Raw genomic sequence first — 24,733 nt, 5'->3', positions numbered from 1 at the left:
TCAAACCGTCCGCATATGTGCGTAATCGAGTGCCTCGCCGAGATTGGTGACGGTGCGGACTTCGATTCCCTTCGGCACGGTGTCGTCGTGTTCGGGGGTGATGGCGTGAGTGAAGCCGAGACGCGCGGCCTCGGCCAAGCGTCGACCAAGCCCCGACACCCGACGGACTTCTCCCGCCAGTCCGACCTCGCCGAGGATGACGAGCCCTGTAGGTATCGGACGGTCCGTTACGGCCGACGCCACTGCCACCGCGAGTGCCAGGTCCACAGCAGGTTCGCTGGTACGCATTCCGCCGATCGTTGCCGCATAGACCTCGCTCCGTGCCACTTTCACCCCACAGCGTCGCTCCAGGACGGCCAGAATCATGGCTACTCGCGCATGGTCGAGGCCGCTCACGGCTCGACGCGGGGAAGGCATGTGTGTATCGACGACGAGTGCCTGCACTTCGGCGAGCAACGGACGCTTACCGTCCATGGTGACCGTCACGGCCGTCCCTGGTACCGCGTCGGTGCGGTGATGCAGGAACAGACCCGACGGATCGGTGATGCCCTCGATGCCGGTATCCCGCAGTTCGAAGCACCCCACTTCGTCGGAAGCACCGAAGCGATTCTTGACCCCGCGGATCATGCGGAGAGTGGAGTGCTTGTCGCCTTCGAAATGGAGAACTACGTCGACCAGATGCTCGAGTGAACGCGGACCCGCGACGGCTCCGTCCTTGGTGACGTGACCGATCAGGAGGACCGCGACGCCGGTCGTCTTCGCCAGCGACGTTAGCGCACTGGTGATCGCGCGGACTTGGGTGACACCGCCGATGACTCCGTCGACGTCCGCGGCAAGCATCGTTTGGACCGAATCGACGATCAGCAGACTCGGTGCGACCTGCTCCACGTGGCCGAACACCGTCGCAAGATCGGATTCTGCGGCGAGGAAGACGCGTTCGTGGACCGCGCCTGTCCGGTCTGCCCGCAACCGAACCTGACCAGCGGATTCCTCGCCGGTGATATAGAGCGCACGCCGGTCTTCGCCGGTACGGGCCCAGCGATGTACCACCTCGAGAAGGAGCGTCGACTTGCCCACCCCAGGCTCGCCCGCGAGGAGTACTACGGACCCGGGGACGAGCCCACCACCGAGTACGCGGTCGAACTCCGGGATACCGGTCGAATTGGCCTGTGCAGTGCTGCTGCTGACCTGGGTGAGGGCCGTCGCCGGCGACGTCGGGATCATTGCGGTGGTCACCGAGCGTGTGTTGCCGGCGCCGAGACCGGACGCGCCCGGCCTGCTTGCAACGGGGGTGAGTACGGGCGCCTCGTCCATCGATCCCCAGCTACCGCAGTCCGGGCATCGACCTACCCATTTGGCCACGGTGTGTCTGCAGGCCGAACATCGGTAGTTGGTCTTCAGTTTGGCCACGTGGAGAACGCTAAACGACGGTTCCGACAGGAACGTCAGTTGTTCCCGTCGGCGCCTTCCTCGACCTGAGTCTCCACGACGCTGCTCTCGGCGCTGTGCGCCTCGGCTTCGATGGGCGACTTCGTCGAGACGTCGCGCGGGAGAACCTGGCCTGCATCGACGGGGACGAGAACCTCGACGTCACCGGCTTCCTCGAATGTGAACGTGACAGGAACCGTGAGGCCTGGGCGAACTTCCTCGCCGATGCTGTTGAGTTCGACAACGATCATCTGCAAGGGGATCTGCTCGTCATCGAGCTCGGTGCCCGCGGGGGCTCCGGCGCCGAGGGCGGTCAACGGTGCAATCTCGCTTCCGCCAGGCTCCTTGCCGACCGTCACCGAGGACGCTGCTGTCGTGGAGATCCGTGTGAGGCGATCGGGGGTCGTCGCGCTGTTGTTGACGGCGACGAAGCCGAGTTCGACCTTGCCACCCGGCTCGATCGAGTACTCCTCGCTCTGCGGGTACACCACATGCACATTGCGCAGTGAGATGTCGCCGACATCGGCAAAGTTTCCGTTGACAGCCGAGACCTGCTGGGCGGTCTGAGAAATTTGGCCGGAGCCGCAGGCAGTCAGAGTCAGTGCTGCGCCTGCCGCGAGAGCGGTTGCCCACAGGCGGGTCTTTCGGTGCGTAGTCGCAGCGTTGAACGCAGTCACGGGTCGTCCTCCAGTTGTGCCGGTGTGCCGGGGGGTGCCGATGCGGTTCCGGGCCAGTGCCTTTGCCGAGCCTGGGCCGGTAGCTCCAGGTCCACTAGGCAGAGTAGTAGTCAGCTTTCGAGGGTAGACCTCTGGGGCGTCCGGAACGTGCGGTATCGGGCTCCGACCGGCGTGTTGACCGGTGGTTACTGTTACGTGGACCACCTTGGCGGAGGGTGCCGAGTTGCCCGCCTGGGGGGCCGCGGATACACGTTAACCGGCGGCTGTCAACCCCTGAAAAGACTGCGTTATGCCCCTGACCTGCGCCGTTGATCTGAGCGCGTGGTAAACTGGCAAAATCGAAAGGGGCACGGGACACATGATTTTCAAGGTCGGAGAGACCGTCGTTTACCCCCATCACGGAGCGGCGTTAATCGAAGCGATAGAAACCCGCACCATCAAGGGTGAACCGAGAGAGTACCTGGTTCTCAAAGTTGCGCAAGGTGATCTCACTGTTCGAGTTCCTGCGGACAACGCCGAGTACGTCGGTGTTCGTGACGTCGTAGGCCAAGAAGGTCTGGACAAAGTCTTCCAGGTGCTTCGGGCACCGCACACGGAAGAGCCCACCAACTGGTCGCGACGCTACAAGGCGAACCTCGAGAAGCTCGCTTCCGGCGACGTGAACAAGGTTGCCGAGGTCGTTCGTGACCTCTGGCGTCGTGAGCGGGATCGCGGCCTGTCTGCAGGCGAGAAGCGCATGCTGGCCAAGGCGCGTCAGATTCTGGTCGGAGAGCTTGCGCTCGCCGAGGGAACGGATGAGGCCAAGGCCGACATCATTCTCGACGAAGTACTGGCCGCAGCCTCCTAGGTGTGACCAGCGTGCATGCTGGCCCAGTCGTCGCGCTCGTACCGGCGGCGGGCCAGGGCCTTCGGCTCCAGCAAGGAATGCCGAAGGCGTATGTGACTCTGAAGGGCAGAACCCTTCTGCAACATTCGGTCGACGGTCTGACAGCATCAGGCGCCGTCGACCGAATCGTTGTGATTGTGCCGGCCGATCTGGTCGAGCACACGCGTGACCTCCTCGGGCCTGCCGTCACGGTGGTCGAAGGGGCTCGCGAACGCACCGATTCGGTGCGTTGCGGTCTCGCGGTGGCAGGAGACGCAGCCATCGTGCTGGTTCACGACGCTGCGCGCGCGCTCACTCCGCCCACCCTGGTTGCACGGGTGGTCGCCGAGGTGCGCGCTGGACGCGGTGCCGTCGTGCCCGCAGTTCCGGTAACCGACACCGTCAAGTCGGTCGATCTCATGGGCGCCGTGGTCGGAACTCCCGACCGGAGCTCACTTCGAGCAATTCAGACCCCGCAGGGATTTCGCGCGGATCTGTTGATTCGCGCCTACGCCGAATCCGCGGACTCCGCGACCGACGATGCAGGCCTGGTGGAGCGCCTCGGTGAGACGGTGCACACGATCATCGGTGAATTGCTCGCATTCAAGATCACCACTCCGCACGACCTTTTGCTCGCAGAGGCGATCACCGCACAGGAGAATGTATGAGAGTCGGCATCGGAACAGATGTGCACCCGATTCAGGTCGGGCGGCCGTGTTGGCTCGCCGGCCTGTTGTTCGAGGACGGTGACGGTCTCGAAGGTCACTCGGACGGTGACGTCGCCGCCCACGCGCTGTGCGATGCGCTGCTGTCCGCGGCAGGTCTCGGTGACCTCGGCTCGGTTTTCGGGACCGGGCGACCCGAGTGGGACGGTGTCAGCGGTGCCGCAATGCTGACCGAGGTGCGTCGCCTGCTTGCCGAGCACAGTTTCGGTATCGGCAACGCCGCAGTTCAGATCATCGGGAATCGACCGAAGATCGGTCCGCGTCGTGTGGAGGCGCAGGAGACGTTGTCGGCGATTCTCGGAGCCCCCGTCTCGGTGTCTGCGACCACTACCGACGGATTGGGATTGACGGGTCGAGGCGAAGGAATTGCCGCCGTTGCGACGGCACTTGTCATGAGCGAGTAAAACCCCCGGTAGCATGGCGAGTCGTGACCCTTCACCTTTACGACACCGAGACGAGGGCCTTGCGGGAATTCACCCCCTTGGTCCCTGGCCATGCGTCGGTGTACCTGTGTGGGGCGACGGTCCAGGGTGAGCCTCATATCGGCCACGTTCGTAGCGGTGTCGCATTCGACGTCCTTCGCAGGTGGCTACTCGCCCACGAGGTCGACGTCGCTTTCGTCCGCAACGTCACCGACGTCGACGATAAGATTCTCAACAAGGCGCGCGACGCTGGACGGCCGTGGTGGGAGTGGGCCGCGACCTTCGAGCGATCCTTCGCCTGGGCCTACGACCAGCTCGGCGTGCTGCCCCCGTCGGTCGAGCCGCGAGCAACCGGACACATCACCCAGATGGTGGAGTTGATCGACAGACTGATCGAGTCCGGGCACGCGTACGCCTCCGCCGGTGACGTGTACTTCGACGTGATGAGCTTCCCGAGTTACGGGGCACTGTCCGGGCACAAACTCGACGACGTACATCAGGGCGAGAGCGCCGCCGAGGGTAAGCGTGATCCCCGAGACTTTACGCTGTGGAAAGCAGCGAAGCCCGGCGAGCCGTCGTGGCCGACACCATGGGGTCGTGGACGCCCCGGATGGCACCTCGAGTGCTCGGCCATGGCCGAGGCATACCTCGGGCCCGACTTCGATATTCATTGCGGTGGTCTCGACCTTGTGTTCCCGCACCACGAGAACGAGCGCGCGCAGAGCCAGGCAGCCGGCGACGGATTCAGCCGATACTGGCTGCACAACGGCTGGGTCACGATGGGCGGCGAGAAGATGTCGAAATCGCTCGGCAACGTCCTGTCGGTCCCCAATGTTCTCCAGCACGTGCGACCGCAGGAACTGAGGTATTACCTCGGTGGTGCGCACTACCGTTCGATGCTCGAGTATTCGGACAACGCATTGCAGACGGCAGCGGTGACCTATCGAGGAATCGAAGGATTCGTCAAACGGACGGTCGAGCGAGCGGGAGATGTACCACTCGGCACCTGGACCGACGGCTTCGCCGCCGCGCTGGACGACGACCTGGGAGTTCCCAAGGCGCTCGCCGAGCTACACGCGACGGTGCGGGCGGGCAACAGCGCGCTGGAAGGCGGGGACCTCGAATCCGCCGTCGAGCATGCCGGGCAGGTGCGTGCGATGCTCTCGATTCTGGGTGTGGATCCGCTGGATCCGCACTGGGCTGGCGGATCCGGCGACACCGACGCCCTCGAAGGAGCGCTCGGAGTGCTGGTCGACGCAGAGTTGCAGCGTCGAGCACAAGCCAAGGTGGACAAGGACTGGCCGGCCGCGGACGCGATTCGAGATCGCCTCGCCAAGGCAGGCATAGACGTGACAGATACCCCCAACGGGCCGGAATGGTCCGTCGGGGCAACACGCAGTAACGACGAAGCAGGGCAGTGATGGCAGGCAATTCAAGTAGGCGCGGCGCGATACGCAAGACCGGCACCAAGAAAGGTCAGGTCGCGGGCTCCGGCGGAAATCGGCGCCGAGGACTCGAAGGCCGCGGCGCCACGCCGCCCGCTGAGGAGCGCACCAAGCACCCAGCTTCACGTCGCGCCAAGATGGCGGAGAAGTCCGCTCAGAACCGTGGCGACAGCCGTGGTCGCAGCACTCGGGTCCCGACTCGGAAGAACGACGACGGTCCAGAGGTCGTGCTGGGCCGCAACCCCGTCGTGGAGTGCCTTCGCGCGGGAGTTCCGGCGACGGCCCTGTGGGTTGCCGTCGGCACCGACAGTGACGAGCGGCTGAAAGAGAGCGTCCAGCGTGCAGCGGACGCCGGCATCTCCATTCTCGAGGTTCCGCGTTCGGATCTCGACAAGCTCAGCGCGAACGGTCTGCATCAGGGTCTCGCTCTGCAGGTTCCGCCGTACCGATACGCCCACCCGGACGACTTGATCAGCACGGCTCGCTCGCACCAGGAACCGGCGCTCGTGGTCGCTCTCGACAACATCACCGACCCTCGTAACCTCGGCGCTGTCGTGCGCTCGGTGGCAGCGTTCGGTGGACACGGGGTCGTCATCCCGCAGCGTCGTAGCGCGAGCGTCTCGGCCGTCGCGTGGCGCACCAGCGCAGGTGCCGCGGCCCGACTTCAGGTGGCCCGCGCCACCAACCTGACCCGGACGTTGAAGGATTGGCAGTCCAAGGGTGTCACCATCATCGGTCTCGACGCCGAGGGCGACACCACTCTCGACGAATTCGACGGCACCGGCCCAGTGGCTGTGGTGGTTGGATCCGAAGGTAAGGGCCTCTCGCGTCTGGTTCGCGAGACGTGCGATTCGATTCTGTCCATCCCGATGGCAGGTCCGGTCGAATCGCTCAACGCTTCGGTAGCCGCGGGCGTCGTGTTGGCCGATATCGCGCGTCAGCGTCGTCGATAGGCTCGGCACGCCCGTCGTGGGCTAGTGCACTCGGAACCGTATCGAGTCCCCGGGACGCAGTTGGCCGATCGTTGGCAGGTCGGCGTCTCGAACGACGGCGATGACGGGATATCCGCCTGTCACCGGGTGATCGGCGAGGAAAAGGACGGGCTTACCGCTCGGTGGAACCTGCAGGGCGCCGGGAACCATGCCCTCGCTGAGTAGCTCCTCGGTTCGTGCTCGTTGCAGCGGAGTCGGACCGTCGAGCTTGACCCCGACACGATTCGATTCGCTGGTTGCCGTCCATACCTCGCTTGCCAGGATGCGGTGTGCCTCGGAGGTGAACCAGTCCTGTCGCGGACCGAGGTTCACCGACACTTCGATGTGCCCGGTTCTGTCCGGTGGCGGCGCTAGTTCGGTTGCCGGCCACTCCGACTGCTCATCGCCGACCTCGAGGACGTCACCTTCCGCCAGTGGCGGCGGACCCAATCCCGACAGAGTGTCGGTGGACCTGCTCCCGAGGAATTGTGCGACGTCGAATCCGCCGCGCGCAGCAATGTAGCTACGGAGCCCGGAAACCGGTGTGGCGACTGTTAATTCGTCTCCGTCGGCGAGATACAGCGTGTTGTACATCGCACCCGCGATGCCGTTGACGGTGATCTGGCCCGAAGCGCCGGTGACCGCCACCACGACCGATCCCCGCATGCGAACCTGCACGCCGCCCATCGTCGCCTCGAGTGTTGCAGCGTCGACGGTGTTGCCTACCAACCTGTTGGCAGCGTCGTGCGAGCGAAGGTCTGCGGCGCCGGATCTCCCGACACCGATCGACGCGTGACCGGGGCGGCCTCGATCCTGCACGGTGCACAGCGGCCCGGGGCGCAGTATCTCGACAGCTTTCACGTCTGCTGGAACCTGACCTTCGTGCCGGGCTGTAGCCGTGCGGGGGGCGAGCCGCCCTCGTCCCACAGGACTGCATCGGTGGTCCCGATGAGCTGCCATCCCCCTGGGGAATTGCGTGGATAGATCCCGGAGAACTCGCCGGCAAGTCCGACCGAACCTGCCGGGACCGAAGTGCGGGGTTCGGATCGGCGAGGAACATGCAGACGGTCGTCGGGGCCGACGAGATAGCCGAACCCGGGTGCGAACCCGCCGAATGCGACGGTCCAGATCCGCCCCGTGTGCGCTGCCACGACTTCCGACGTCGACAGTCCGGTGTGTCTGGCGACATCTTCGAGATCGGGACCGTCGTAGCTGACCGCAATCGTCACCGCGTCGGCCTTCGCCTCACTGTCCTCTGCCACTGGTTCTACCGAACGGATCCACGTCTCGATCCGTTCTCGCTCGCCCCGGAATCGCACCAGGACCGTCCGTGCGGCCGGCACCAGATCCTCGACGTCGACGGGGGCCGTCGCGTGCAGTGAACGGAAGAAGGCCATCGTCTCGCGGAGGTCGCCGTACTCGATCAGTACGGCATGTTCACCGGCATCTCGGACGATCATCAGACGAAGGGTGAGATCGCGATACCGTTGTCGGACAGTATCTTCCGGACTGCAAAGGCCATGTCGACCGCACCTGGGGAGTCTCCGTGCACACACACCGATTCCGCGGAGACTGCGACGCTGGTGCCGTCGATTGCCTCGACCGTTCCTTCCTGAACGAGCTGAAGGATGCGCGCTGCGACCAAGGCCGGATCGGACAGGATGGCGCCGGCCTCACGCCGAGACACCAACTCACCCGCGGGTGTGTACGCACGGTCGGCAAAGGCCTCCGCCACGGTTCGCAAACCGGCGGCCTCGGCTTCCTCGAGGAACACCGAGCCTGCCAGGCCGAGGACGGGGAGCGTCGGATCGTAGATTCGGACGGCTTCGACGACAGCTTTCGCCTGATCGCGATGCGTCACGATGGCGTTGTACAGCGCGCCGTGCGGTTTGACGTAGGCGATGGCCGAACCGGCTGCCTGACTGAGTCCGTCGAGGGCCCCCATCTGATACAGCACGTCGGCAGTCAGATCAGCAGGCTCGATGTCGATGAAGCGTCGTCCGAAACCTGCGAGGTCGCGATAGCCGACCTGAGCGCCGATACGGACGGCCTTGCCGGCCGCGGCACGGCAGGTCGCCAGGATCGTCTGTGGGTCACCAGCATGGAATCCGCATGCGATATTGGCGCTGGTCACCACCGCCAGCATTGCGTCGTCGTTACCGAGCTTCCACGTTCCGAAGCTCTCGCCGAGGTCTGAATTGAGATCGATGGACGTCATCGTCTTCGAGTCTAGGCGACAACGATGCGGCCGGAGTCGGCCTTTCGGCGAGACCCCACTGCGCGGCAGAGGAGGTAGATGACGAACGAGATCGTCGTGACGAATGTCGAGACGGGAACGCCGGGTGCGAGCGAGAGCAGAATGCCACCCACAGCGGCGATCTCGGCGAACAGAATGGACAACAGCGTCGCCTTGAGTGGGCTTGCAGTCACACGCGCGGCAGCGGCTGCGGGCGTGATGAGCAACGACAACACGAGCAACGCACCGACGATCTGAACGCCGAGCGCACACGCGACGCCGACCAGAACTGCGAACACGACGGCGAGCCCACGGACCGGGACACCGCGCGCCAGTGCAACCTCAGGGTCGGTGCTGGCGAACAACAGTGGACGGTAGACGATCGCGAGCACGATGAGGACCAAGACTGCACACACGAGCAGAAGCTGAATACCGCTCTGCCCGACGCCGACGATCTGACCGATCAGAAGCGAGAAGCTCGTGCCGGTTCTGCCCGGATACAACCAGATGAACAACACCGACAGGCCCAGCCCGAACGACATGATGACACCGATCACCGAGTCGCGATCACGAGCCTTGGAGCCGAGCAGGGCGAACATCACCGCAGCGACGACCGAACCGACGATAGCTCCGAGACCTACGGTGATTCCGACAAGCAAAGCTGCTGACGCGCCGGTCAACGACAATTCACTCGAACCGTGGACCGCGAACGCCCACTGCCTACTGACGATCAGCGGCCCGAGCGCACCGGAGAGGAGACCGAGAATGGCCGCCGCGAGGAGTGCCTGCTGCACGAAGTCGTAGCTCAACAAGTTCGCCGTCGTGCTGAAGTCGAAGATCTTGGAGAGGGCGTCGACCACTTTCTCGTTCATTCAGAGATCCTCGGTCGGTGGATGGTGCGCACCCGCAGAGCCGAGAGCGTCGATGGAATCTCCGGTGCCGACAACGACGAGTCGCCCACGCACCTTCAGAACTTCTACCTCGGTTCCGTACAACTCCGAGAGCACTTCGGTCGTCATTACATCAGCAGGTGTGCCGATACGGAACTTGCCGTCGACGATGTAGACGATGCGGTCGACCAGCGGCAGAATCGGATTGATCTCGTGCGTCACGAACAGCACTGCCGTGTCGTGCTCTCGCCGTCGCCGATCGATGAGACCGGACACCAGACTTTGGTTGGCCAGATCGAGGCTGAGCAGAGGTTCGTCGCACAGCAACACTGTCGGATTGCCAACCAGCGCCTGGGCGATGCGTAGGCGCTGCTGCTCGCCCCCCGACATCGTCCCGACCGGTGCACCCGCGAAAGCATTGGCGTCGACCTGGTCGATTGCATGCTGCACGACACGTGTGCGCTCACGCATTCCGCGAAGACCCAGCCCCCAACGATGGCCGTCCCAGCCGAGACCGACGAGATCACGCCCACGCAGTGGCAGACCGTCGTCGATACTTCGCTGCTGTGGGATGTAACCGACACCGGACTGGCCCTTGCGGACAGGTTCTCCCGCGATCGCCGCAGTCCCCGACGTCAAATGGTTCTGGCCGAGCAGCACCTTCAAAAGTGACGTCTTACCCGAACCGTTAGGTCCGAGGACAGCTACGAACTCACCGCTCTCCACCGCGAGATCGAGGTTCCGCCACAACGTGCGCTCCCCGAACGCCAGTCCGGCATCGCGCAGTTCTACAGCAGGCATGAACTACAGCTTTCCAGCCCTGACCCGAGCGTCGTTCCGCGGGTTCCACTCCCGGTTTCCAGGGTCGTCATGCTCAGGATGCCGGCGCCAGCGCAGATTCGAGATCCTCCGCTGCCTGCGTCTGCCACTCGATGTAGGTCTTGCCCTCGGGCAGCGTCTCTGTCACCTCGACGACGGGGATTCCGGCAGCCTCGGCGGTGGAGCGGATGTCCTGGGTGACAGCGTCCTGCGTCTGGATGTTGTAGACGAGGACCCGAACGGACTTCGAGGTCAACAGGTCACGAGTAGCCGCGATGGACGCGGGCGACGGGTCGTTGCCCGATTCGAGGGCATTCTTGAAGTCCTCGGGTGTCCGATCGTCGAGGTCAGACTCTTCGATCAGGTAGTGCGCGATCGGTTCCGTCTGTGCGACAGGAGCATTGGCATGATCGACGGCGATCTTGTTCGTCACGTCGGTGATGCGGTGGACCTGATCGTGGAACGTGTCGGCGTTCGCGGTGTACTGGGCGGCGTTGTCGGGGTCGAGCTGACCGAGCTTCTCGGCGATCGACTCCGCGGTGGATGCGGCGACCTCGGCGTCGAACCAGACATGTTCGTTGGCGTCGCCGTGGCTATGGCCGTGACCGTCGGTGGAGTCGGTGGAGTCGGTGGAGCCGTTCGGGGCTGCTTCTTCGGCGTCGTGCGTATGGTCCGAACCGACGAGGTCGTACGCGTTGACCGACGGCACGTTCTTCCCCTCCGAGCCGAGGATGTCGTCGATGAACTCGTCGTATCCGCCACCGTTGTATACGACGAGCGACGCCTCGGCCACTTTCGCGGCGTCGGCGGCGCTGGCCTCGTAGGAGTGCGGATCCGCCGACGGGTCGGCGATGATGGATTCCACCGAAGCGAGGTCTCCCGCGACGGCTTGCGCGACGCTGCCCCACACGTTGGTCGAGGCCACGATGGTGATCGGGCCGTCGATGGCAGTGACGGGCGCCGAGGAATTGGATGTGCTCGTATCCGAACTACATGCGGTCATGGCCAGTGCGGCGGCGCATGTGAGCCCTACGAGAGCGGTAGTCGAGCGGGCGAGTTGTCGCACTGGGGACCCCTTGAGTCGAAGCTTGCGAAAACGAAATATTCGCCTAGTTGGAAATGGTTACCGTTGTACTCTAGCGATTCGATGGCTCTCGACCGAATCGGGTACCCGGGCGCCGAATTTCACTGCAACACCCTTTTCCGGCTAACGTCCCCGTATGTCCAGGTCGAGCGAGCCGCGCCGCCCAGCCACATTGGCTTCCATCGCTGCCGACCTGAAGGTGTCGCGCACCACAGTGTCGAACGCCTACAACCGGCCCGACCAGCTCTCACCCGAACTTCGCGAGCGAGTTCTCATGGCAGCCAAACGCCGCGGATACGCAGGCCCCGACCCGCTCGCTCGTTCGCTTCGCACTCGTAAGGCGGGCGCGGTCGGCCTCGTTCTCACCGAAGCGCTCAGCTATTCCTTCCGCGACCCCGCCGCCATGGCATTCCTGGCCGGGCTCGCCGAGTCTTGCGAAGCTGCAGGCCAGGGCCTGCTTCTGATTCCAGCAGGGCCCGACCGAGATGACACTGCGGCCGCCGCCGTCGTGCAACAAGCCGGGGTCGACGGCTTCGTCGTCTATTCCGTCGCCGACGACGACCCCTACCTGATGGCCGTCCGCGAGCGGCACCTACCGATTGTCATCTGTGACCAACCACGCGGGGTGCCGGAGGCTGCACTCGTCGCCATCGACGATCGTGCCGCGATGAAAATGATCGCCGAGCAGATCATCGCCCTCGGACACCGCCACATCGCCGTTCTCTGTATGAGACTCGGACGCGACCGTCGCGACGGCGTCGTACCGCCCGCCCGGCTCGCTGGAAGCCACTTCCATGTCCAACGGGAGCGGATAGCAGGGGTGAAGGACGCTATGAAGGACAGCGGCCTCGATCCGGAATCGCTCACCGTCGTAGAGCGGTTCGAACACACCACCCGCTCCGGCCACTCCGCTGCAGCTCAGGCGTTGCAAGCCAACCGCGACGCCACCGCCCTGCTCTGCACCACCGATGTCCTCGCACTCGGCGCACTCAACTTCGCGAAGGTCGCCGGCATCGACGTTCCCGGTCAGCTCACCATTACCGGCTTCGACGGCGTGGAAGATGCAATCCGCGAGAACGTCACCACCGTTCGTCAGGATGCCGAGGAGAAGGGGCGACGCGCAGGTGCGCTCCTGCTCTCCACCTCGCAGTCGGGCATCATGGCGGCCGAGTTCTTGCCGACCGAATTGGTCAAAGGTCGTACAGCGGCTCCGCCGCCGGCCTAGACCCCGGCTACACCGCTTGAATGGCCACCTGATGCTGACAGATCGTATGAGTGGACCATTCAAGCGAACGGGCGCTCCCGCTCACGCGCTGAGCAAACTCGCACACCTGAGCAAGCCGAGGTGGCTGTAGGCCTGAGGATGGTTGCCCAGTGAGCGTTCGGCGACGGGATCGTATTCCTCACTGAGCAGGCCGGTCGGACCGGCTGCACTGACGAGTTGCGCGAACAAGGCCTCTGCTTCGGATCGCTGCCCGATGAGTAGGTATGCCTCGACCAGCCACGCCGCGCAGAGGTGGAATCCACCCTCGCCGCCGGGCAATCCGTCGTCGTGGTGGTAGCGATACACGGTCGATCCGCTGCGCAATTCGGCCTCGGTTGCCGTCACGGTCGCTGCAAAGCGAGGGTCGGACGGATCGATGAGCCCGGAGAGCCCGATGTGCAGAGTCGCAGCGTCGAGGTCGGTGCCTTCGTAGGCGGCGGTGAAGGATCGGACTTCTTCGTTCCAACCCTTGTCGATGACCTCGGCATAGATCTGCTCGCGCAGACCGGCCCAGCTCGGTTCGGTATCCCGCTCGAACGCGGCGGCGAGGGTTATCGCCCGATCGATGGTCATCCAGCCCATGACCTTGGAGTACACGTGGTGGCGGGGTGTCCCGCGGATCTCCCAGATGCCGTGGTCGGGTTCGTCCCATCGGCGTTCTACAGCCTCGACCATCGAGCGGACCAGACTCCAATCGTCGTCGGACAAGGCCTCTTTCCCTGCCAGGCCCCGCGACTGCCGGGCATGTGCGAGGGAAGAGACGAGGTCGACGATCGGCCCGAACACGTCGAGCTGGACTTGCTGATTGGCTGCGTTTCCGACGCGGACCGGACGCGAGCCGGCGTATCCAGGAAGCTCGTCGATGACGGCCTCGGACGGCAGACCGAGACCTCGGATCGTGTACAGCGGATGCAGTCGTTCTGGGCCAGTTACGGACTTCAGGACCTCGTGGATCCATCCGAGGTATCCCTCGGCTTCGGCCGTCGAGCCGAGGTTGACCAGCGCCGACGCGGTGAGGGCCGCGTCGCGCAACCAGCAGTAACGGTAGTCCCAGTTGCGCACGCCGCCGATCTCTTCGGGTAGTGAGGTCGTCGCGGCTGCCATGATCGAACCGGAGTCGGCGTGAACGAGCCCACGTAGCGTCAGGGCTGATCGTTTCATCAGATCCGGTTTGAGTGGCGGCAGGTTCAGGGCATCGACCCAGTCCTTCCAATAGGCCTCGGCCTGTGCCCGGCGTTCCGGTTCCGGTAGCGCAGACGAACCGAGATCCTCGCTGCCCAAACGTAATTCGAGAACGACAGGTCCACCGGTCGGGTCGATTTCGGCGTGTGCGGTCTGTTGCGCGCCGTCGGATACGACGTTCCATTTCACGCCGGGACTGCGCAAGACCATCGGCTCTGCGGTGCCGGAGATCCGAAGCCCGTCCTCTTCGGGTTCGAGCTGAACCCACACTTTGCCGAATTCGGGTCGGGGTGCGAACGTCACGATCGCCGTGGCTTTGCCGGTGACGACGCGCGTGAGCGAGGTCTGCCCGACGGGGACGTCGTGCGGGAGGTAGTCGGTGACCTGAAGGCTCGCCCACTTGGTCTGGACGGTCATGGTGCCGTCGACGTATTGCTGGCTCAGCGGCAAGGCAGTGCGCTTGGGTCCGATGCTGAAGTGCCCGGCCTCGTTGCCACCGAGGAGGTGCGCGAAAATCGCTGCCGAGTCCGGTTCGGGGTGGCAGAGCCATGTCAGGTTCGCGTCCGGAGTCACCAGTGCCACGGCATTGGGGCTGGCGAGCATCGTGAGCCGCTCGATGCGTGGAGCATCGGCACCGGAGAGCCACCGGCGACGCTCTCCGAGCAGGAAAGCCAGCGCAAGTGAGACCTGCTCGGTGCTGTCGATGTGGAATTCGGCGAGACTGTCACCGGGGCCGATCTTGACGCCGACGTCGGGGCCGTGGAGGCGGGTGAAGGCTTTTTCGTCGGTGACATCGTCGCCGAAGAACACTGCAGCCGTCGCGCCTTCCTGATGCCGGAGGATATCGAGGGCGTCGCCCTTGTCGGTAACGATGACAGCGAGTTCGATGACGGACTTACCCTCGGTCACCTGCACGCCTTCGCGCAGCGCCACGCCGTCGCGCACGGCAACGAGAGCGGCTTCCGCATCGGCCGGGTCGGCATTACGGACATGGAGGGCTGCACTCGCGGGCTTGGTTTCGACGGCCACACCGGGGAATCGGGCGGCGATCGAGGACATCTCCACAGCGATATCCTGCAGAAGTCGCTTGGCCTCGTCGTCGATTGCATTGATGAATCCGACGTCGAATTCGCTGCCATGGCTGCCGACGAGTTGAACCTCGGCAGGGAGCCTGGACAGTGTGGCCAGATCGCGGAGAGCACGACCTGAGATGACCGCGGCCTTCGTTGCGGCGAGACTCGCCAACCCGCGCATAGCGGTCACGGACTCATCATGCGGAAATGCCTTCGACGGATCGGAGACGATGGGCGCCATCGTCCCGTCGTAGTCGGAGGCGACGAGAAGGCGAGGCGTCCGGGCCACGGCTATGAGGGCACGGCGGAGTTCAACCGGTAAATCCAGAGCAGTCACGGAACGAATCTAGGCGATGCGAGCCGATACGGCTCATTCGGACGCAAACGCTCAGTCGAGTGGCTCGGAGTCTCCGAGTAGCAGGTCGACAGTCAGCTCGAGTCGAGCGGCGACGTCGGTGGCCGAGGAACGACGGGTCAGCCATGCGACGAGATTGGACAGCCAGACATCGCTGATGACGCGAGCAATGCTGAGCTGCAATTCCGTTGGCTCACCGTCGCTCATCGCTTTGGCGAACAGCCGGTCCATCAATCGGCCGACCTGATCCACCTCGGCGGCAGCGGACGCGTCCGCGAACATGAAGGCGCGAGTCATGGCCTCGGTGAGTAAAGGATCACGTTGCATCGCACGTGTGATCTGCCCCAGAATCAGGTGCATGCGCTCCTGCGGCGTCTGGCCGGGCGGGAGCTTACGACGGGAGTCGATCTTTTCGAACTCGCGGGAGAGTGCTGAAACCAGCAAGTGCACCTTGGACGGAAAGTATCGGTACAACGTTCCGACCGCGACGTCGGCACGCTCGGCGACGGCGCGCATTTGAACGGCTTCGTAACCGCCTTTGGACGCGAGAGCGAGAGTCGAATCAAGAATTCGCTTACGGCGCTCGCGCTGAGCGTTAGAACTCAGGTCGTCGTCGGTGAGGACGCCGACCGAACGCAACGGTGTAGCCGTGTTGGTTTCGTTCACGGCCGTTCCCCTGTTCTTGTCGGCTCCTGTGTTCTTGTCGGCATTGTTCACCGATCGCGACCGAGAAGATGTGGTCATCGACGTTGTCCTTCGCACCTTGACTCTTAACCAGCTACCGTATTAGAACACGTTCTAGACAAAAAAGTCATTATGAGGAGTAGGGAAGAGCATTGTGACAATTGCCACCACCGACGATCAGCGCGACGTCCAACAGTCGATTCGGTCGTGGGCTTCCACTGCCGATCCAATGCGGACTTTACGCGCCGACGAGCAGTCGGGTTGGCGCTCGCACTGGCGCGGACTCGCTGAACTGGGCGTCTTCTCCGTTGCCGTTCCCGAGTCGGTGGGCGGCGTCGGTGGCACGGTCGCGGACCTCGCGGCGATGCTCGAGGAGACCTCGGCCGCCCTCGTCGGCGGTCCGGTGCTCTCGACCGCACTGGCCGCACTCGTAGTCGGCCGAACCGGTGGACCTGCAGCGACCCGCTGGGGTACCGACCTTTGCGAAGGCAGACTTCCCTGCGCCGTAGTGCTGTCCGACGCGCCCGTTGCAGCCCGCCGCGACGGTGACACATTGTTCCTCGACGGCACTGCGGAAATTGCCTTCGGTGCGGCAGATGGCGTCGGCGTGCTGTTGCCTGCAACGGTCGACGGCGAGACGGTCTGGTGCATGCTCGGGGTCGAGACGCCGGGTCTGAAGATCGAGTCGTTGCTCGGCGTCGATCGCAGTGTCCCGGTAGCCCGGCTGACTCTCCAGGATGTCGCGGTGGATCCGGATTCGGTCCTGTCCGACGTCTCGACGTCGTACGTTCTCGATCTGGCGGCCACCCTCGCTGCTGCGGATGCGGCAGGCGTTGCCGGGTGGGCGCTGCGTACCGCTGTCGAGCACGCCAAGATGCGTGAGCAGTTCGGTGCACCGATCGGTAGCTTCCAGGCGATCAAGCATCTGTGCGCCGAAATGCTGTGCCGGGTGGAGAAGGCTCGCGCCGCCGCATGGGACGCTGCGGTGGCAGTGGACTCCGCGGCAGAGGAACACCCACTGGCTGCCGCTGTCGCTGCCGCGATCGCTCTCGATGCCGCAGTGGACAACGCCAAGGACGCGATCCAGATCCTCGGCGGTATCGGATTCACGTGGGAGCACGACGCGCATTTCTATCTGCGACGTGCCCTGTCCATCCGGCAGTTGCTCGGCGGTACGTCGCATTGGCGGATGCGCGTGACGGATCTGACCCGTGCCGGTGTGCGACGCCACCTGAGCGTCGACCTCGGCGAGGCCGAGAATCGACGTGAGGATGTTCGCGCGGAGGTTCGCGCGGTGGCAGAGGCGGAGGATCCTCGTCGCACGCTGGCCGAGTCGGGGCTCGCTGCCGCGCATTGGCCGCAACCTCACGGCCGGGACGCCAGTGCAGCGGAGCAGCTGCTCTACGCGGAGGAGATGGCTGCGGCCGGTCTCGAGATTCCCGATCTGGTCATCGGCTGGTGGGCCGTTCCGACGATTCTCGAACACGGAACCGCCGAGCAGATCGAGCGTTTCGCGGGTCCGTCACTGCATGGGGACATTCGCTGGTGCCAACTGTTCAGCGAGCCGGAGGCGGGCTCCGATCTGGCGGCGTTGCGGACCACGGCGACGAAGGTCGATGGAGGATGGAAGCTCAAGGGCCACAAGATTTGGACTTCGCTCGCTCAGCAGGCCGACTGGGGAATCTGCCTTGCCCGCACCGACCGTGACGCCCCCAAGCACAGGGGAATCAGCTACTTCGTTCTCGATATGACCTCGCCCGGTATTCGTATCGAGCCGCTGCGGGAAATCACCGGTGACGCCGTGTTCAACGAGGTATTCCTCGACGATGTCTTCGTTCCGGACGATTGCCTCGTCGGAGATCTGAACAGCGGCTGGAAGCTTGCCAGGACCACCCTCGCCAACGAGCGGGTTGCGATGAGCAGCGGCTCGACGCTCGGTTCTGCGCTCGAGGATGTCGTCGAGGCGACGTCGTCCAGCACCGATCCCGGTGTCGCGGACGCGCTGGGCGGGCTCGTTGCGAACGGACTGGTGGGCTCCCTGCTCGAGTTCCGCTCGACGCTTCGGCGACTCGGCGGGCAGGATCCCGGAGCAGAATCCTCGGTCCGCAAGCTCGTCGGCGTGCGTCACCGGCAGGATCTCGCGGAATTCGCGTTGGAGGCCTCGGGGCAGGCAGGGGTGATCGAGGGACCACTGGCGAAAGAGATGTTGCTGACTCGGTGCTTGTCGATTGCGGGAGGTACCTCACAGATCCTGCTGACCGTCGCTGCCGAGAGGATTCTCGGTCTGCCGCGCTGACTGCTGGTATATCCGCACCGATGGTGTTAAAAATAGAACAGGTTCTACCGAAAAACTCTTCGGTTCATCTTCCGTAGGCAGGATCAAGGCGTGGACTTCACCAGAAACTCCGATCAATCGACGGTCGCCGAGATGATCTCCGGATTGCTCGCGCGCGACTCCGAGCCCGAGGCATTGTGGACGGCGCTGTCCGAGGCAGGGCTGTTCCAGATGGTGCTGCCCGAGGATCTCGGCGGCGACGGACTCGGATTGCCGGAAGCGGCGACGGTTCTGACCGAGCTCGGCAAGGCCGCGGCAGTCGGACCGGCTCTTGCGACGCTCGGGTTCGGCATCATCCCGCTCACGCGCCTCGCGGAAGCGGCTCTGATCCGTGACACCGTCGGCTCGGGCCGCATTCTGACGGCGGCGCTCATGGAGCCCGGGTCGCCGTTCCCTGCGGAACCGAAGACGAAAGCCGTTCCCGACGGCGATCTCATGCGTGTGACCGGTACCAAGATCGCTGTCCCGTATGCCGAGCAGGCGTACCGCATCCTGGTGCCGACTTCCGAAGGTGTCGTACTGGTCGACCCCTCCGCGGAGGGTGTCCGGCTCGTGCCGACCCCGTCGTCGAGTGGTGACCCCGAGTACGCGATCGAATTCGATTCGGCACCGGGACAATTCGTCACCGAGAATATTGCCGAGCTCTATCGGATTGCGATCGCGGCCATCGGCGCGGTCGCCGACGGGCTGGCTGCGGGCGCAGCGGCGCTCACCGCTTCGCACCTGGCGAGCCGTCATCAGTTCGGTAAGCCACTGGCAACGTTTCAGGCCGTTGCCGGCGAGATCGCCGACGTATACGTGACGGCTCGGACCATTCATGTCGCTGCTGTCTCGGCGGTGTGGCAGGCCTCGCAGGAGAAGCCGAGCCGGCCGGGCGACGGCGATGTGCTCGCGTATTGGATTGCCGCCGAGTTGCCCGCAGCCATGCAGGTGTGTCATCACCTGCACGGCGGCATCGGAGTGGACGTCACGTATCCGATGCACCGATACTATTCGGCTGCAAAGGATCTCGCGAGGCTCGTCGGTGGCGCCTCCTACCGGCTCGATCTGGTGGGCGCATCGATTCAGCGAGAGGATGTACTCGAATCGGTCGCGGTCTCCTCCGAGGCAACCGGCGAGTCACCCTTCGTCGAATTGACCGAAGAGCAGCAGAAGCTGCAGCACACACTGCGAACGTATTTCGCCGATCTTGTCAGTGACGAGGACGCCGAGATCATGATGACCGAGCGGCACGGCAAGACGTACCGCGCGATCATCGAACGGATGGGCACCGACGGGTGGCTAGGAGTCGGTTGGCCCAAGGAGTTCGGTGGCCACGGGTTCGGTGACGTCGAGCAGTCGATCTTCGTGAACGAGGCTGCGCGCGCAGATATTCCGCTGCCTGCGGTGACCTTGCAAACTGTCGGCCCGACCTTGCAGAAGTACGGAACCGAGGTCCAGAAGGACAAGTTCCTCAAGTCGATCCTCGCTGGTGAGGTGCATTTCGCGATCGGTTACACCGAGCCCGAGGCGGGAACCGACCTCGCCTCGCTGCGCACCACAGCCGTGCGCGACGGTGACGAGTACATCGTCAACGGACAGAAGATTTTCACCACGGGCGGGCACGACGCGGACTACGTATGGCTCGCTGTGCGCACGGGGCCGGCGGATTCGCGTCACCGTGGCATCTCCATGCTCATCGTCGACACCACCGACCCCGGATACTCGTGGACGCCGATCATCACTCTCGACGGCGCACACCACGTCAATGCGACGTACTACAACGATGTTCGAGTTCCCGTCGACATGCTGGTGGGGGAGGAGAACGCCGGCTGGCGCCTGATCACCACTCAGCTCAACCATGAGCGCGTCATGCTCGGACCGGCCGGTAAGATCGACGGACTGTACGTGCACTTGCGTGGGTGGGCGCAGAAGCACGGGGTACTCGACGAGCCCGATGTACGACGCGCTCTCGGCGAGATTCATGCCACGTTCCGGATCAACGAGCTGCTCAACTGGCAGATCGCTTCGTCCACTGCGGATGCGGTCGACGTCGCCGATGCCTCGGCTACCAAAGTTTTTGCCACCGAACGGATTCAACGCGTCGGACGGCTCGCCGAGGAACTGATCGGTCGACACGGAAACCCTCTCGATCCCGACACTGCCAAGCTCATGGCCTGGCTGGACAAGCAGGTCAAGCGCAATGTGGTCATCACGTTCGGTGGAGGAGTGAACGAAGTGATGCGGGAACTGATCGCAACATCCGGTCTCGGACTGCCCAGGGTCGTGCGATGAGCGAATCGATCAGCGAAGCAGCGGATCGTATTGCGGCAGCGGGGGAATGCGCGCCTCGCGCGGGGCGGGACCCGATCAATCAACCGATGATCAACAACTGGGTCGAAGCGATCGGCGACGCGAACCCCATCTACGTCGATGCCGGCGCTGCTCGAGCGGCGGGGCACAAGGGCGTCGTCGCGCCTCCTGCCATGGCACAGGTGTGGACGATGGGCGGATTGCATTACACGCGCTCGTCCGACGACCCGCTCGGGCTGATGATGGGCATACTCGACGAGGCCGGATTCACCTCCGTCGTGGCGACCAATTGTGACCAGACCTATCACCGTTATCTCGAGTTAGGTGAAGAAGTCACGGTCACAACGAAACTCGACAACGTCGTCGGTCCGAAGAAGACCGGTCTCGGCCTCGGCTGGTTCGTCACCACGCGCAACATCTGGTACGTCGGCGACGAGGCCGTCGCCGAGATGGTGTTCAGGGTGCTCAAGTTCGCGCCGGAAGCCAAACCGGCGGCAGACGATGCGTCGGAGGCGATTCGCCCGGTCGTATCCCAGGAGACCGAGTTCTTCTGGGAGGGAGCGCGAGTAGGTGAACTGAGGATTCAGCGGGTCGAGGACGGCTCGCTGAGGCATCCACCGATTCCGGCGATCTGGCAGGACAAGGCTGCGCCGATCGACTACGTGGTCGCCCGCGGTACGGGCACGGTGTTCAGCTTCGTCGTCCACCACGCACCCAAAGTGCCTGGGCGGACACTGCCTTTCGTGGTTGCTCTCGTCGAACTCGACGAGGGAGTTCGCGTACTGGGTGAGCTACGCGGAATCGAACCGTCCGAGGTCGAGGTCGGATTGCCTGTCGAGGTCGAATTCCTCCGCATCGACGAGAACTTCACACTCCCCGCATGGAAGGCGATTCGATGATTGCAGCGCAGGTAGGTGACGAACTGCCCGAGCTCGAAATTTTCGCCGATCCGACATTCGTAGTCTCGACGGCGTTGGCCACCAGAGACTTTCAAGATGTTCACCATGACCGTGACAAGGCGATCGAGCGCGGTTCCAAAGATATCTTCGTCAATATCCTTACCGACACTGGCTTGGTGCAGCGTTTCGTGACCGACTGGGCAGGCCCGACTGCGGTGTTCCGCTCGATCGGTCTGCGGCTGGGGGTTCCCTGGTACGCCTACGACACGTTGACGCTGCGCGGGAAGGTATCTGCCGTCACCGACGGTGAAGTGACGGTCGACGTGACCGGCTCCGATTCTCTCGGTGATCACATCGTGGCAAAAGTAAAGCTGGCATCGTCAGAGCTGACAGGGGGGAGGTCGGCATGAGCGGATTGTCGGGCAAGGCTGCGATCGTCGGAATCGGCGCCACGGATTTCTCCAAGAACTCGGGGCGAAGCGAACTTCGCCTGGCCGCCGAGGCTGTGCAGGCCGCACTGACGGATGCGGGTTTGACGCCCGCCGACGTCGACGGTCTGACGTCGTTCACGATGGACACCAACACCGAGACCGCGGTTGCGAGGGCCGTCGGAATCCCGAACCTGAAGTTCTTCAGCCGAATTCACTACGGCGGTGGCGCAGCGTGTGCCACCGTTCAGCAGGCAGCGATGGCAGTTGCCACCGGAGTCGCTGATGTCGTCGTCGCGTATCGGGCATTCAACGAGCGCTCCGGCTCACGCTTCGGCCAGGTTGCTCCGCATCTCGCTGCGGCACCGACATCCTCGGGTGTCGACGCAGGATGGGCATACCCGCAGGGGCTCGGTACACCCGCCTCGTTCGTGGCGATGGTGGCGCGCCGGTACATGCATGTCTACGGCGCCACAAGCGAGGACTTCGGCCGAGTTGCCGTCGCCGACCGTAAGCACGCGTCGAACAATCCGGCTGCGTTCTTCTACGGCAAGCCGATCACGTTGGAGGATCACCAGAATTCACGCTGGATAGCCGAACCGCTGCACCTTCTCGATTGCTGCCAGGAGTCCGACGGCGGAATTGCGATCGTCGTGACTTCGCCGGAGCGGGCGAAGGACCTACCCAATCCGGCCGCCGTCATCACCGCGGCAGCGCAGGGAAGCGGCCCGGACCAATACATCATGACCAGCTACTACCGCGACGCGATGACAGGTCTGCCGGAGATGGGTCTGGTCGGAGATCAATTGTGGGCGCAGTCCGGTCTCACCCCGAAGGACATGCAGACGGCGGTGTTGTACGACCACTTCACGCCGTTCGTATTGATGCAGCTCGAAGAACTCGGGTTCTGTGGGCGCGGCGAGGCACGTGACTTCATCGCCGACGGCGCGATCGAACTCGGCGGACGGCTGCCGCTGAACACTCACGGTGGTCAGCTCGGCGAGGCGTACATCCACGGGATGAACGGAATTGCCGAGGGCGTCAGGCAGATTCGCGGGACTTCGGTCAACCAGGTTCCGGACGTGGAGAACGTGCTCGTCACTGCGGGGACCGGTGTTCCTACTTCTGGGCTCATCCTCTCCGGAAGTCGGTAGCGCAAGTAGTCGGGTACCGATGTGTGGAAAACTCGACTACATGGATCGTGATGGCAAGACAGACTGCACGCGCGCCGCACGTCCAATCCTGGTGATAATGGGCGTGTCGGGATCGGGCAAGTCCACAGTGGCCGGGGTTCTCGCACGGGCGCTTTCATGGGACTTCCAGGAAGGTGACGACCTGCATCCGGCGTCGAATGTCGCGAAGATGGCCTCCGGAGTCCCGCTGACCGACGAGGACCGGCTGCCGTGGCTCGACACGGTCGCAGACTGGATCAGATCTCACACTCGCCGCGGCGAACCTGGAATCGTCACCTGCTCCGCACTGAAACGGAGCTACCGGGACGTGCTCGCGCACGGATCCGAAAGCCAGGTCATCTTCGTTCATCTGTTCGGAACGATGACTCAGCTCGGCGACCGGTTGAACGATCGGACGGACCATTTCATGCCACGCGGGCTTCTCGACTCCCAACTCTCGACGCTGGAGCCGATCGGACCGGATGAGAACGCACTCGTCTTCGACATCGGTCCACCTGCTGAGGAGATCGCCGCTCGCATCATCGCCGAACTCGACATTCGCCGGACCGACTGAGAGAAGCAGAGTCGGCCGGGCGATCTGCTCACGCCTTTTTCTGATCCGTAGGAGTCCGAACAACCGCACCTGCAGCAGCATCAGCCCGCATATGTCGGAGGCGTACTGCATCATGTGCACTCATGAACAAGGTCCTGCGTGCGACACTCGTCAGCGCTGTCGTCATCACCACCGTCATCGGCATCGCGTCGTTCGTATTGAGTTTCGCCGCACTGTGGGATTTGGCGACCATGGCCGGAGTTCCACGAAATCTGTCGTGGTTGTGGCCGGTCATCGTCGACGGCACAATCCTGCAGGCCACTATTTCGGTCATCGCACTTGCCCAATTCGCAGATCAGCGTAGCGGCAGGCGCTTCTTCTGGTGGGTGCTCGTCATTGCAGCCTTGGTCAGTATCGGGGCAAATGCATTGCACGCCTTCACCTCCAACACCGGAACGCTGCATCCCGCGCTGTCCGCTGCAATTGCCACCGTCGCACCGGTCAGCTTGCTCGCTGCCACCCACGGGCTCGGCATACTCGTGCGAATTCCGTCGACGCAACCCGGACCGGTCGTCGTCGTGCAAACCGAAAGAACCGTGCAACCCGAAGTGACCGTGCGACCCGAAGTGACGGTTGAACGAGACGTCGAGTCGGTCGGTCCGGACTCGCCGCAATCTCCTCCGGTTACCGTCGTCCACGCCACGGCGAAAAATTCCGACCCGACAACCGAACCGAATCGCAGTGCCGAATTGCAGCGCAGTGGCGATCTACAAGATGCCGAACTACAAGGTGTCGAGCTATTGGACGGCATCGAACATCTTGGCAGTCCAGAGCCTCTGGACAGTGTCGACAGGTGGATCCTCGACGATGAACGCATCGAGGACCTCTACCCGGTCGATGCCCCATGACCGAGATGCCCCATGACCGAGATGCC

The 24,733-nt window shown here is 63.9% G+C and carries 23 protein-coding genes and 1 pseudogene; 14 read left to right on the top strand and 10 right to left on the bottom strand.

Annotated features, from left to right (window positions below; all coding sequences use genetic code 11):
* Both radA and QMK32_RS02975 read right to left on the bottom strand, forming a co-directional pair.
* Window positions 1-1,410: a DNA repair protein RadA gene (gene radA, locus QMK32_RS02980; RefSeq protein ID WP_283472879.1), complete on the bottom strand. Its 1,410-nt coding sequence runs from the start codon at window positions 1,408-1,410 to the stop codon at window positions 1-3.
* A gap of 35 nt (window positions 1,411-1,445) precedes the next feature.
* Window positions 1,446-2,105: a copper chaperone PCu(A)C domain-containing protein gene (locus QMK32_RS02975; RefSeq protein ID WP_283472877.1), complete on the bottom strand. Its 660-nt coding sequence runs from the start codon at window positions 2,103-2,105 to the stop codon at window positions 1,446-1,448.
* Between the two features lie 358 nt (window positions 2,106-2,463).
* On the opposite strand from QMK32_RS02975, the gene QMK32_RS02970 reads away from it, so the two are divergent.
* The 5 genes from QMK32_RS02970 to rlmB are packed head-to-tail and all read left to right on the top strand — an operon-like array spanning window position 2,464 to window position 6,515.
* Entirely contained in the window at window positions 2,464-2,952 is a 489-nt protein-coding gene (locus QMK32_RS02970) for a CarD family transcriptional regulator (RefSeq protein WP_283472875.1), read from the top strand.
* An 11-nt stretch (window positions 2,953-2,963) separates the two neighbouring features.
* Window positions 2,964-3,638 (top strand): 2-C-methyl-D-erythritol 4-phosphate cytidylyltransferase, encoded by a 675-nt coding sequence (gene ispD / locus QMK32_RS02965; protein WP_502943522.1) that lies wholly within the window; start codon window positions 2,964-2,966, stop codon window positions 3,636-3,638.
* Entirely contained in the window at window positions 3,635-4,099 is a 465-nt protein-coding gene (gene ispF / locus QMK32_RS02960) for a 2-C-methyl-D-erythritol 2,4-cyclodiphosphate synthase (RefSeq protein ID WP_283472873.1), read from the top strand. Before ispD ends, ispF begins: the two co-directional genes overlap by 4 nt.
* A gap of 23 nt (window positions 4,100-4,122) precedes the next feature.
* On the top strand, window positions 4,123-5,538 hold the full coding sequence (cysS, locus tag QMK32_RS02955) for a cysteine--tRNA ligase (protein WP_283472861.1): 1,416 nt from the start codon (window positions 4,123-4,125) through the stop codon (window positions 5,536-5,538).
* Window positions 5,538-6,515 carry a 23S rRNA (guanosine(2251)-2'-O)-methyltransferase RlmB gene (gene rlmB / locus QMK32_RS02950; protein WP_283472860.1) on the top strand — a complete coding sequence of 326 codons (978 nt, stop codon included), beginning with the start codon at window positions 5,538-5,540 and terminating at the stop codon, window positions 6,513-6,515. The genes cysS and rlmB overlap by 1 nt, the downstream gene beginning before the upstream one ends.
* Window positions 6,516-6,536: 21 nt before the next feature.
* Here the strand turns inward: rlmB and QMK32_RS02945 are convergent, their stop codons facing one another.
* From QMK32_RS02945 to QMK32_RS02920, 6 genes are all read right to left on the bottom strand, one after another.
* Window positions 6,537-7,394, bottom strand: coding sequence for a 5-oxoprolinase subunit C family protein (locus QMK32_RS02945; RefSeq protein ID WP_283472859.1), 858 nt, complete (start codon window positions 7,392-7,394; stop codon window positions 6,537-6,539).
* Entirely contained in the window at window positions 7,391-7,993 is a 603-nt protein-coding gene (locus tag QMK32_RS02940) for a 5-oxoprolinase subunit B family protein (RefSeq protein WP_283472857.1), read from the bottom strand. The genes QMK32_RS02945 and QMK32_RS02940 overlap by 4 nt, the downstream gene beginning before the upstream one ends.
* Complete coding sequence (locus tag QMK32_RS02935; RefSeq protein ID WP_283472856.1) at window positions 7,993-8,751, bottom strand: LamB/YcsF family protein; 759 nt, start codon at window positions 8,749-8,751, stop codon at window positions 7,993-7,995. Before QMK32_RS02935 ends, QMK32_RS02940 begins: the two co-directional genes overlap by 1 nt.
* 11 nt (window positions 8,752-8,762) lie before the next feature.
* The gene (locus tag QMK32_RS02930; protein WP_269302600.1) at window positions 8,763-9,641 is read right to left on the bottom strand and encodes a metal ABC transporter permease; all 879 of its coding nucleotides are present in this window, start codon (window positions 9,639-9,641) and stop codon (window positions 8,763-8,765) included.
* Complete coding sequence (locus QMK32_RS02925) at window positions 9,642-10,460, bottom strand: metal ABC transporter ATP-binding protein (RefSeq protein WP_283472855.1); 819 nt, start codon at window positions 10,458-10,460, stop codon at window positions 9,642-9,644.
* A gap of 73 nt (window positions 10,461-10,533) precedes the next feature.
* Entirely contained in the window at window positions 10,534-11,481 is a 948-nt protein-coding gene (locus QMK32_RS02920; protein WP_283473169.1) for a metal ABC transporter solute-binding protein, Zn/Mn family, read from the bottom strand.
* A gap of 217 nt (window positions 11,482-11,698) precedes the next feature.
* Between QMK32_RS02920 and QMK32_RS02915 the strand changes: the two genes are divergently transcribed.
* The gene (locus QMK32_RS02915) at window positions 11,699-12,787 is read left to right on the top strand and encodes a LacI family DNA-binding transcriptional regulator (protein WP_269302603.1); all 1,089 of its coding nucleotides are present in this window, start codon (window positions 11,699-11,701) and stop codon (window positions 12,785-12,787) included.
* Between the two features lie 81 nt (window positions 12,788-12,868).
* Here QMK32_RS02915 and otsB read toward each other — a convergent pair whose 3' ends face one another.
* Both otsB and kstR read right to left on the bottom strand, forming a co-directional pair.
* Window positions 12,869-15,418 carry a trehalose-phosphatase gene (otsB, locus tag QMK32_RS02910; RefSeq protein ID WP_283472854.1) on the bottom strand — a complete coding sequence of 850 codons (2,550 nt, stop codon included), beginning with the start codon at window positions 15,416-15,418 and terminating at the stop codon, window positions 12,869-12,871.
* Between the two features lie 51 nt (window positions 15,419-15,469).
* Complete coding sequence (gene kstR / locus QMK32_RS02905; protein ID WP_269302606.1) at window positions 15,470-16,180, bottom strand: cholesterol catabolism transcriptional regulator KstR; 711 nt, start codon at window positions 16,178-16,180, stop codon at window positions 15,470-15,472.
* Window positions 16,181-16,274: 94 nt separating this feature from the next.
* Here kstR and QMK32_RS02900 point away from each other — a divergent pair, with 94 nt between their 5' ends.
* The 8 genes and pseudogenes from QMK32_RS02900 (at window position 16,275) to QMK32_RS02865 (ending at window position 24,707) form a co-directional block, all read left to right on the top strand.
* Entirely contained in the window at window positions 16,275-18,416 is a 2,142-nt protein-coding gene (locus QMK32_RS02900) for an acyl-CoA dehydrogenase family protein (RefSeq protein ID WP_283472852.1), read from the top strand.
* A 132-nt stretch (window positions 18,417-18,548) separates the two neighbouring features.
* Window positions 18,549-19,472, top strand: a pseudogene (locus QMK32_RS02895) (acyl-CoA dehydrogenase family protein); the annotation flags it as partial.
* Window positions 19,473-19,589: 117 nt separating this feature from the next.
* Window positions 19,590-20,729 carry an acyl-CoA dehydrogenase family protein gene (locus QMK32_RS02890; protein WP_283473167.1) on the top strand — a complete coding sequence of 380 codons (1,140 nt, stop codon included), beginning with the start codon at window positions 19,590-19,592 and terminating at the stop codon, window positions 20,727-20,729.
* On the top strand, window positions 20,726-21,646 hold the full coding sequence (locus tag QMK32_RS02885; protein WP_283472851.1) for a bifunctional MaoC family dehydratase N-terminal/OB-fold nucleic acid binding domain-containing protein: 921 nt from the start codon (window positions 20,726-20,728) through the stop codon (window positions 21,644-21,646). The genes QMK32_RS02890 and QMK32_RS02885 overlap by 4 nt, the downstream gene beginning before the upstream one ends.
* A complete protein-coding gene (locus QMK32_RS02880) occupies window positions 21,628-22,056 on the top strand; it encodes a MaoC family dehydratase (RefSeq protein WP_283472850.1) in 429 nt (142 codons plus the stop codon). The genes QMK32_RS02885 and QMK32_RS02880 overlap by 19 nt, the downstream gene beginning before the upstream one ends.
* Window positions 22,053-23,228: a lipid-transfer protein gene (locus QMK32_RS02875; protein ID WP_283472849.1), complete on the top strand. Its 1,176-nt coding sequence runs from the start codon at window positions 22,053-22,055 to the stop codon at window positions 23,226-23,228. Before QMK32_RS02880 ends, QMK32_RS02875 begins: the two co-directional genes overlap by 4 nt.
* A 40-nt stretch (window positions 23,229-23,268) precedes the next feature.
* Window positions 23,269-23,820 carry a gluconokinase gene (locus QMK32_RS02870; RefSeq protein ID WP_283473166.1) on the top strand — a complete coding sequence of 184 codons (552 nt, stop codon included), beginning with the start codon at window positions 23,269-23,271 and terminating at the stop codon, window positions 23,818-23,820.
* Between the two features lie 122 nt (window positions 23,821-23,942).
* Window positions 23,943-24,707, top strand: coding sequence for a DUF2637 domain-containing protein (locus tag QMK32_RS02865; RefSeq protein ID WP_283472848.1), 765 nt, complete (start codon window positions 23,943-23,945; stop codon window positions 24,705-24,707).
* The last annotated feature ends 26 nt before the right edge of the window (window positions 24,708-24,733 follow it).

The organism is Rhodococcus sp. H29-C3, from assembly GCF_030063405.1.
Taxonomy (GTDB): domain Bacteria; phylum Actinomycetota; class Actinomycetes; order Mycobacteriales; family Mycobacteriaceae; genus Rhodococcoides.
Note: the sequence above shows the minus strand (reverse complement) of the source record. Positions and strands in the feature narration are given on the sequence as shown.

Bases quoted from the DNA above. Each gene is read 5' to 3' on its own strand.
- QMK32_RS02970 (WP_283472875.1), top strand. From the start codon at position 2,464: ATGATTTTCAAGGTCGGAGAGACCGTCGTTTACCCCCATCACGGAGCG.
- ispF (WP_283472873.1), top strand. From the start codon at position 3,635: ATGAGAGTCGGCATCGGAACAGATGTGCACCCGATTCAGGTCGGGCGG.
- rlmB (WP_283472860.1), top strand. From the start codon at position 5,538: ATGGCAGGCAATTCAAGTAGGCGCGGCGCGATACGCAAGACCGGCACC.
- QMK32_RS02940 (WP_283472857.1), bottom strand. From the start codon at position 7,993: ATGATCGTCCGAGATGCCGGTGAACATGCCGTACTGATCGAGTACGGC.
- QMK32_RS02935 (WP_283472856.1), bottom strand. From the start codon at position 8,751: ATGACGTCCATCGATCTCAATTCAGACCTCGGCGAGAGCTTCGGAACG.
- QMK32_RS02930 (WP_269302600.1), bottom strand. From the start codon at position 9,641: ATGAACGAGAAAGTGGTCGACGCCCTCTCCAAGATCTTCGACTTCAGC.
- QMK32_RS02925 (WP_283472855.1), bottom strand. From the start codon at position 10,460: ATGCCTGCTGTAGAACTGCGCGATGCCGGACTGGCGTTCGGGGAGCGC.
- QMK32_RS02920 (WP_283473169.1), bottom strand. From the start codon at position 11,481: ATGACCGCATGTAGTTCGGATACGAGCACATCCAATTCCTCGGCGCCC.
- QMK32_RS02915 (WP_269302603.1), top strand. From the start codon at position 11,699: ATGTCCAGGTCGAGCGAGCCGCGCCGCCCAGCCACATTGGCTTCCATC.
- kstR (WP_269302606.1), bottom strand. From the start codon at position 16,180: ATGACCACATCTTCTCGGTCGCGATCGGTGAACAATGCCGACAAGAAC.
- QMK32_RS02885 (WP_283472851.1), top strand. From the start codon at position 20,726: ATGAGCGAATCGATCAGCGAAGCAGCGGATCGTATTGCGGCAGCGGGG.
- QMK32_RS02880 (WP_283472850.1), top strand. From the start codon at position 21,628: ATGGAAGGCGATTCGATGATTGCAGCGCAGGTAGGTGACGAACTGCCC.
- QMK32_RS02875 (WP_283472849.1), top strand. From the start codon at position 22,053: ATGAGCGGATTGTCGGGCAAGGCTGCGATCGTCGGAATCGGCGCCACG.
- QMK32_RS02870 (WP_283473166.1), top strand. From the start codon at position 23,269: ATGGATCGTGATGGCAAGACAGACTGCACGCGCGCCGCACGTCCAATC.
- QMK32_RS02865 (WP_283472848.1), top strand. From the start codon at position 23,943: ATGAACAAGGTCCTGCGTGCGACACTCGTCAGCGCTGTCGTCATCACC.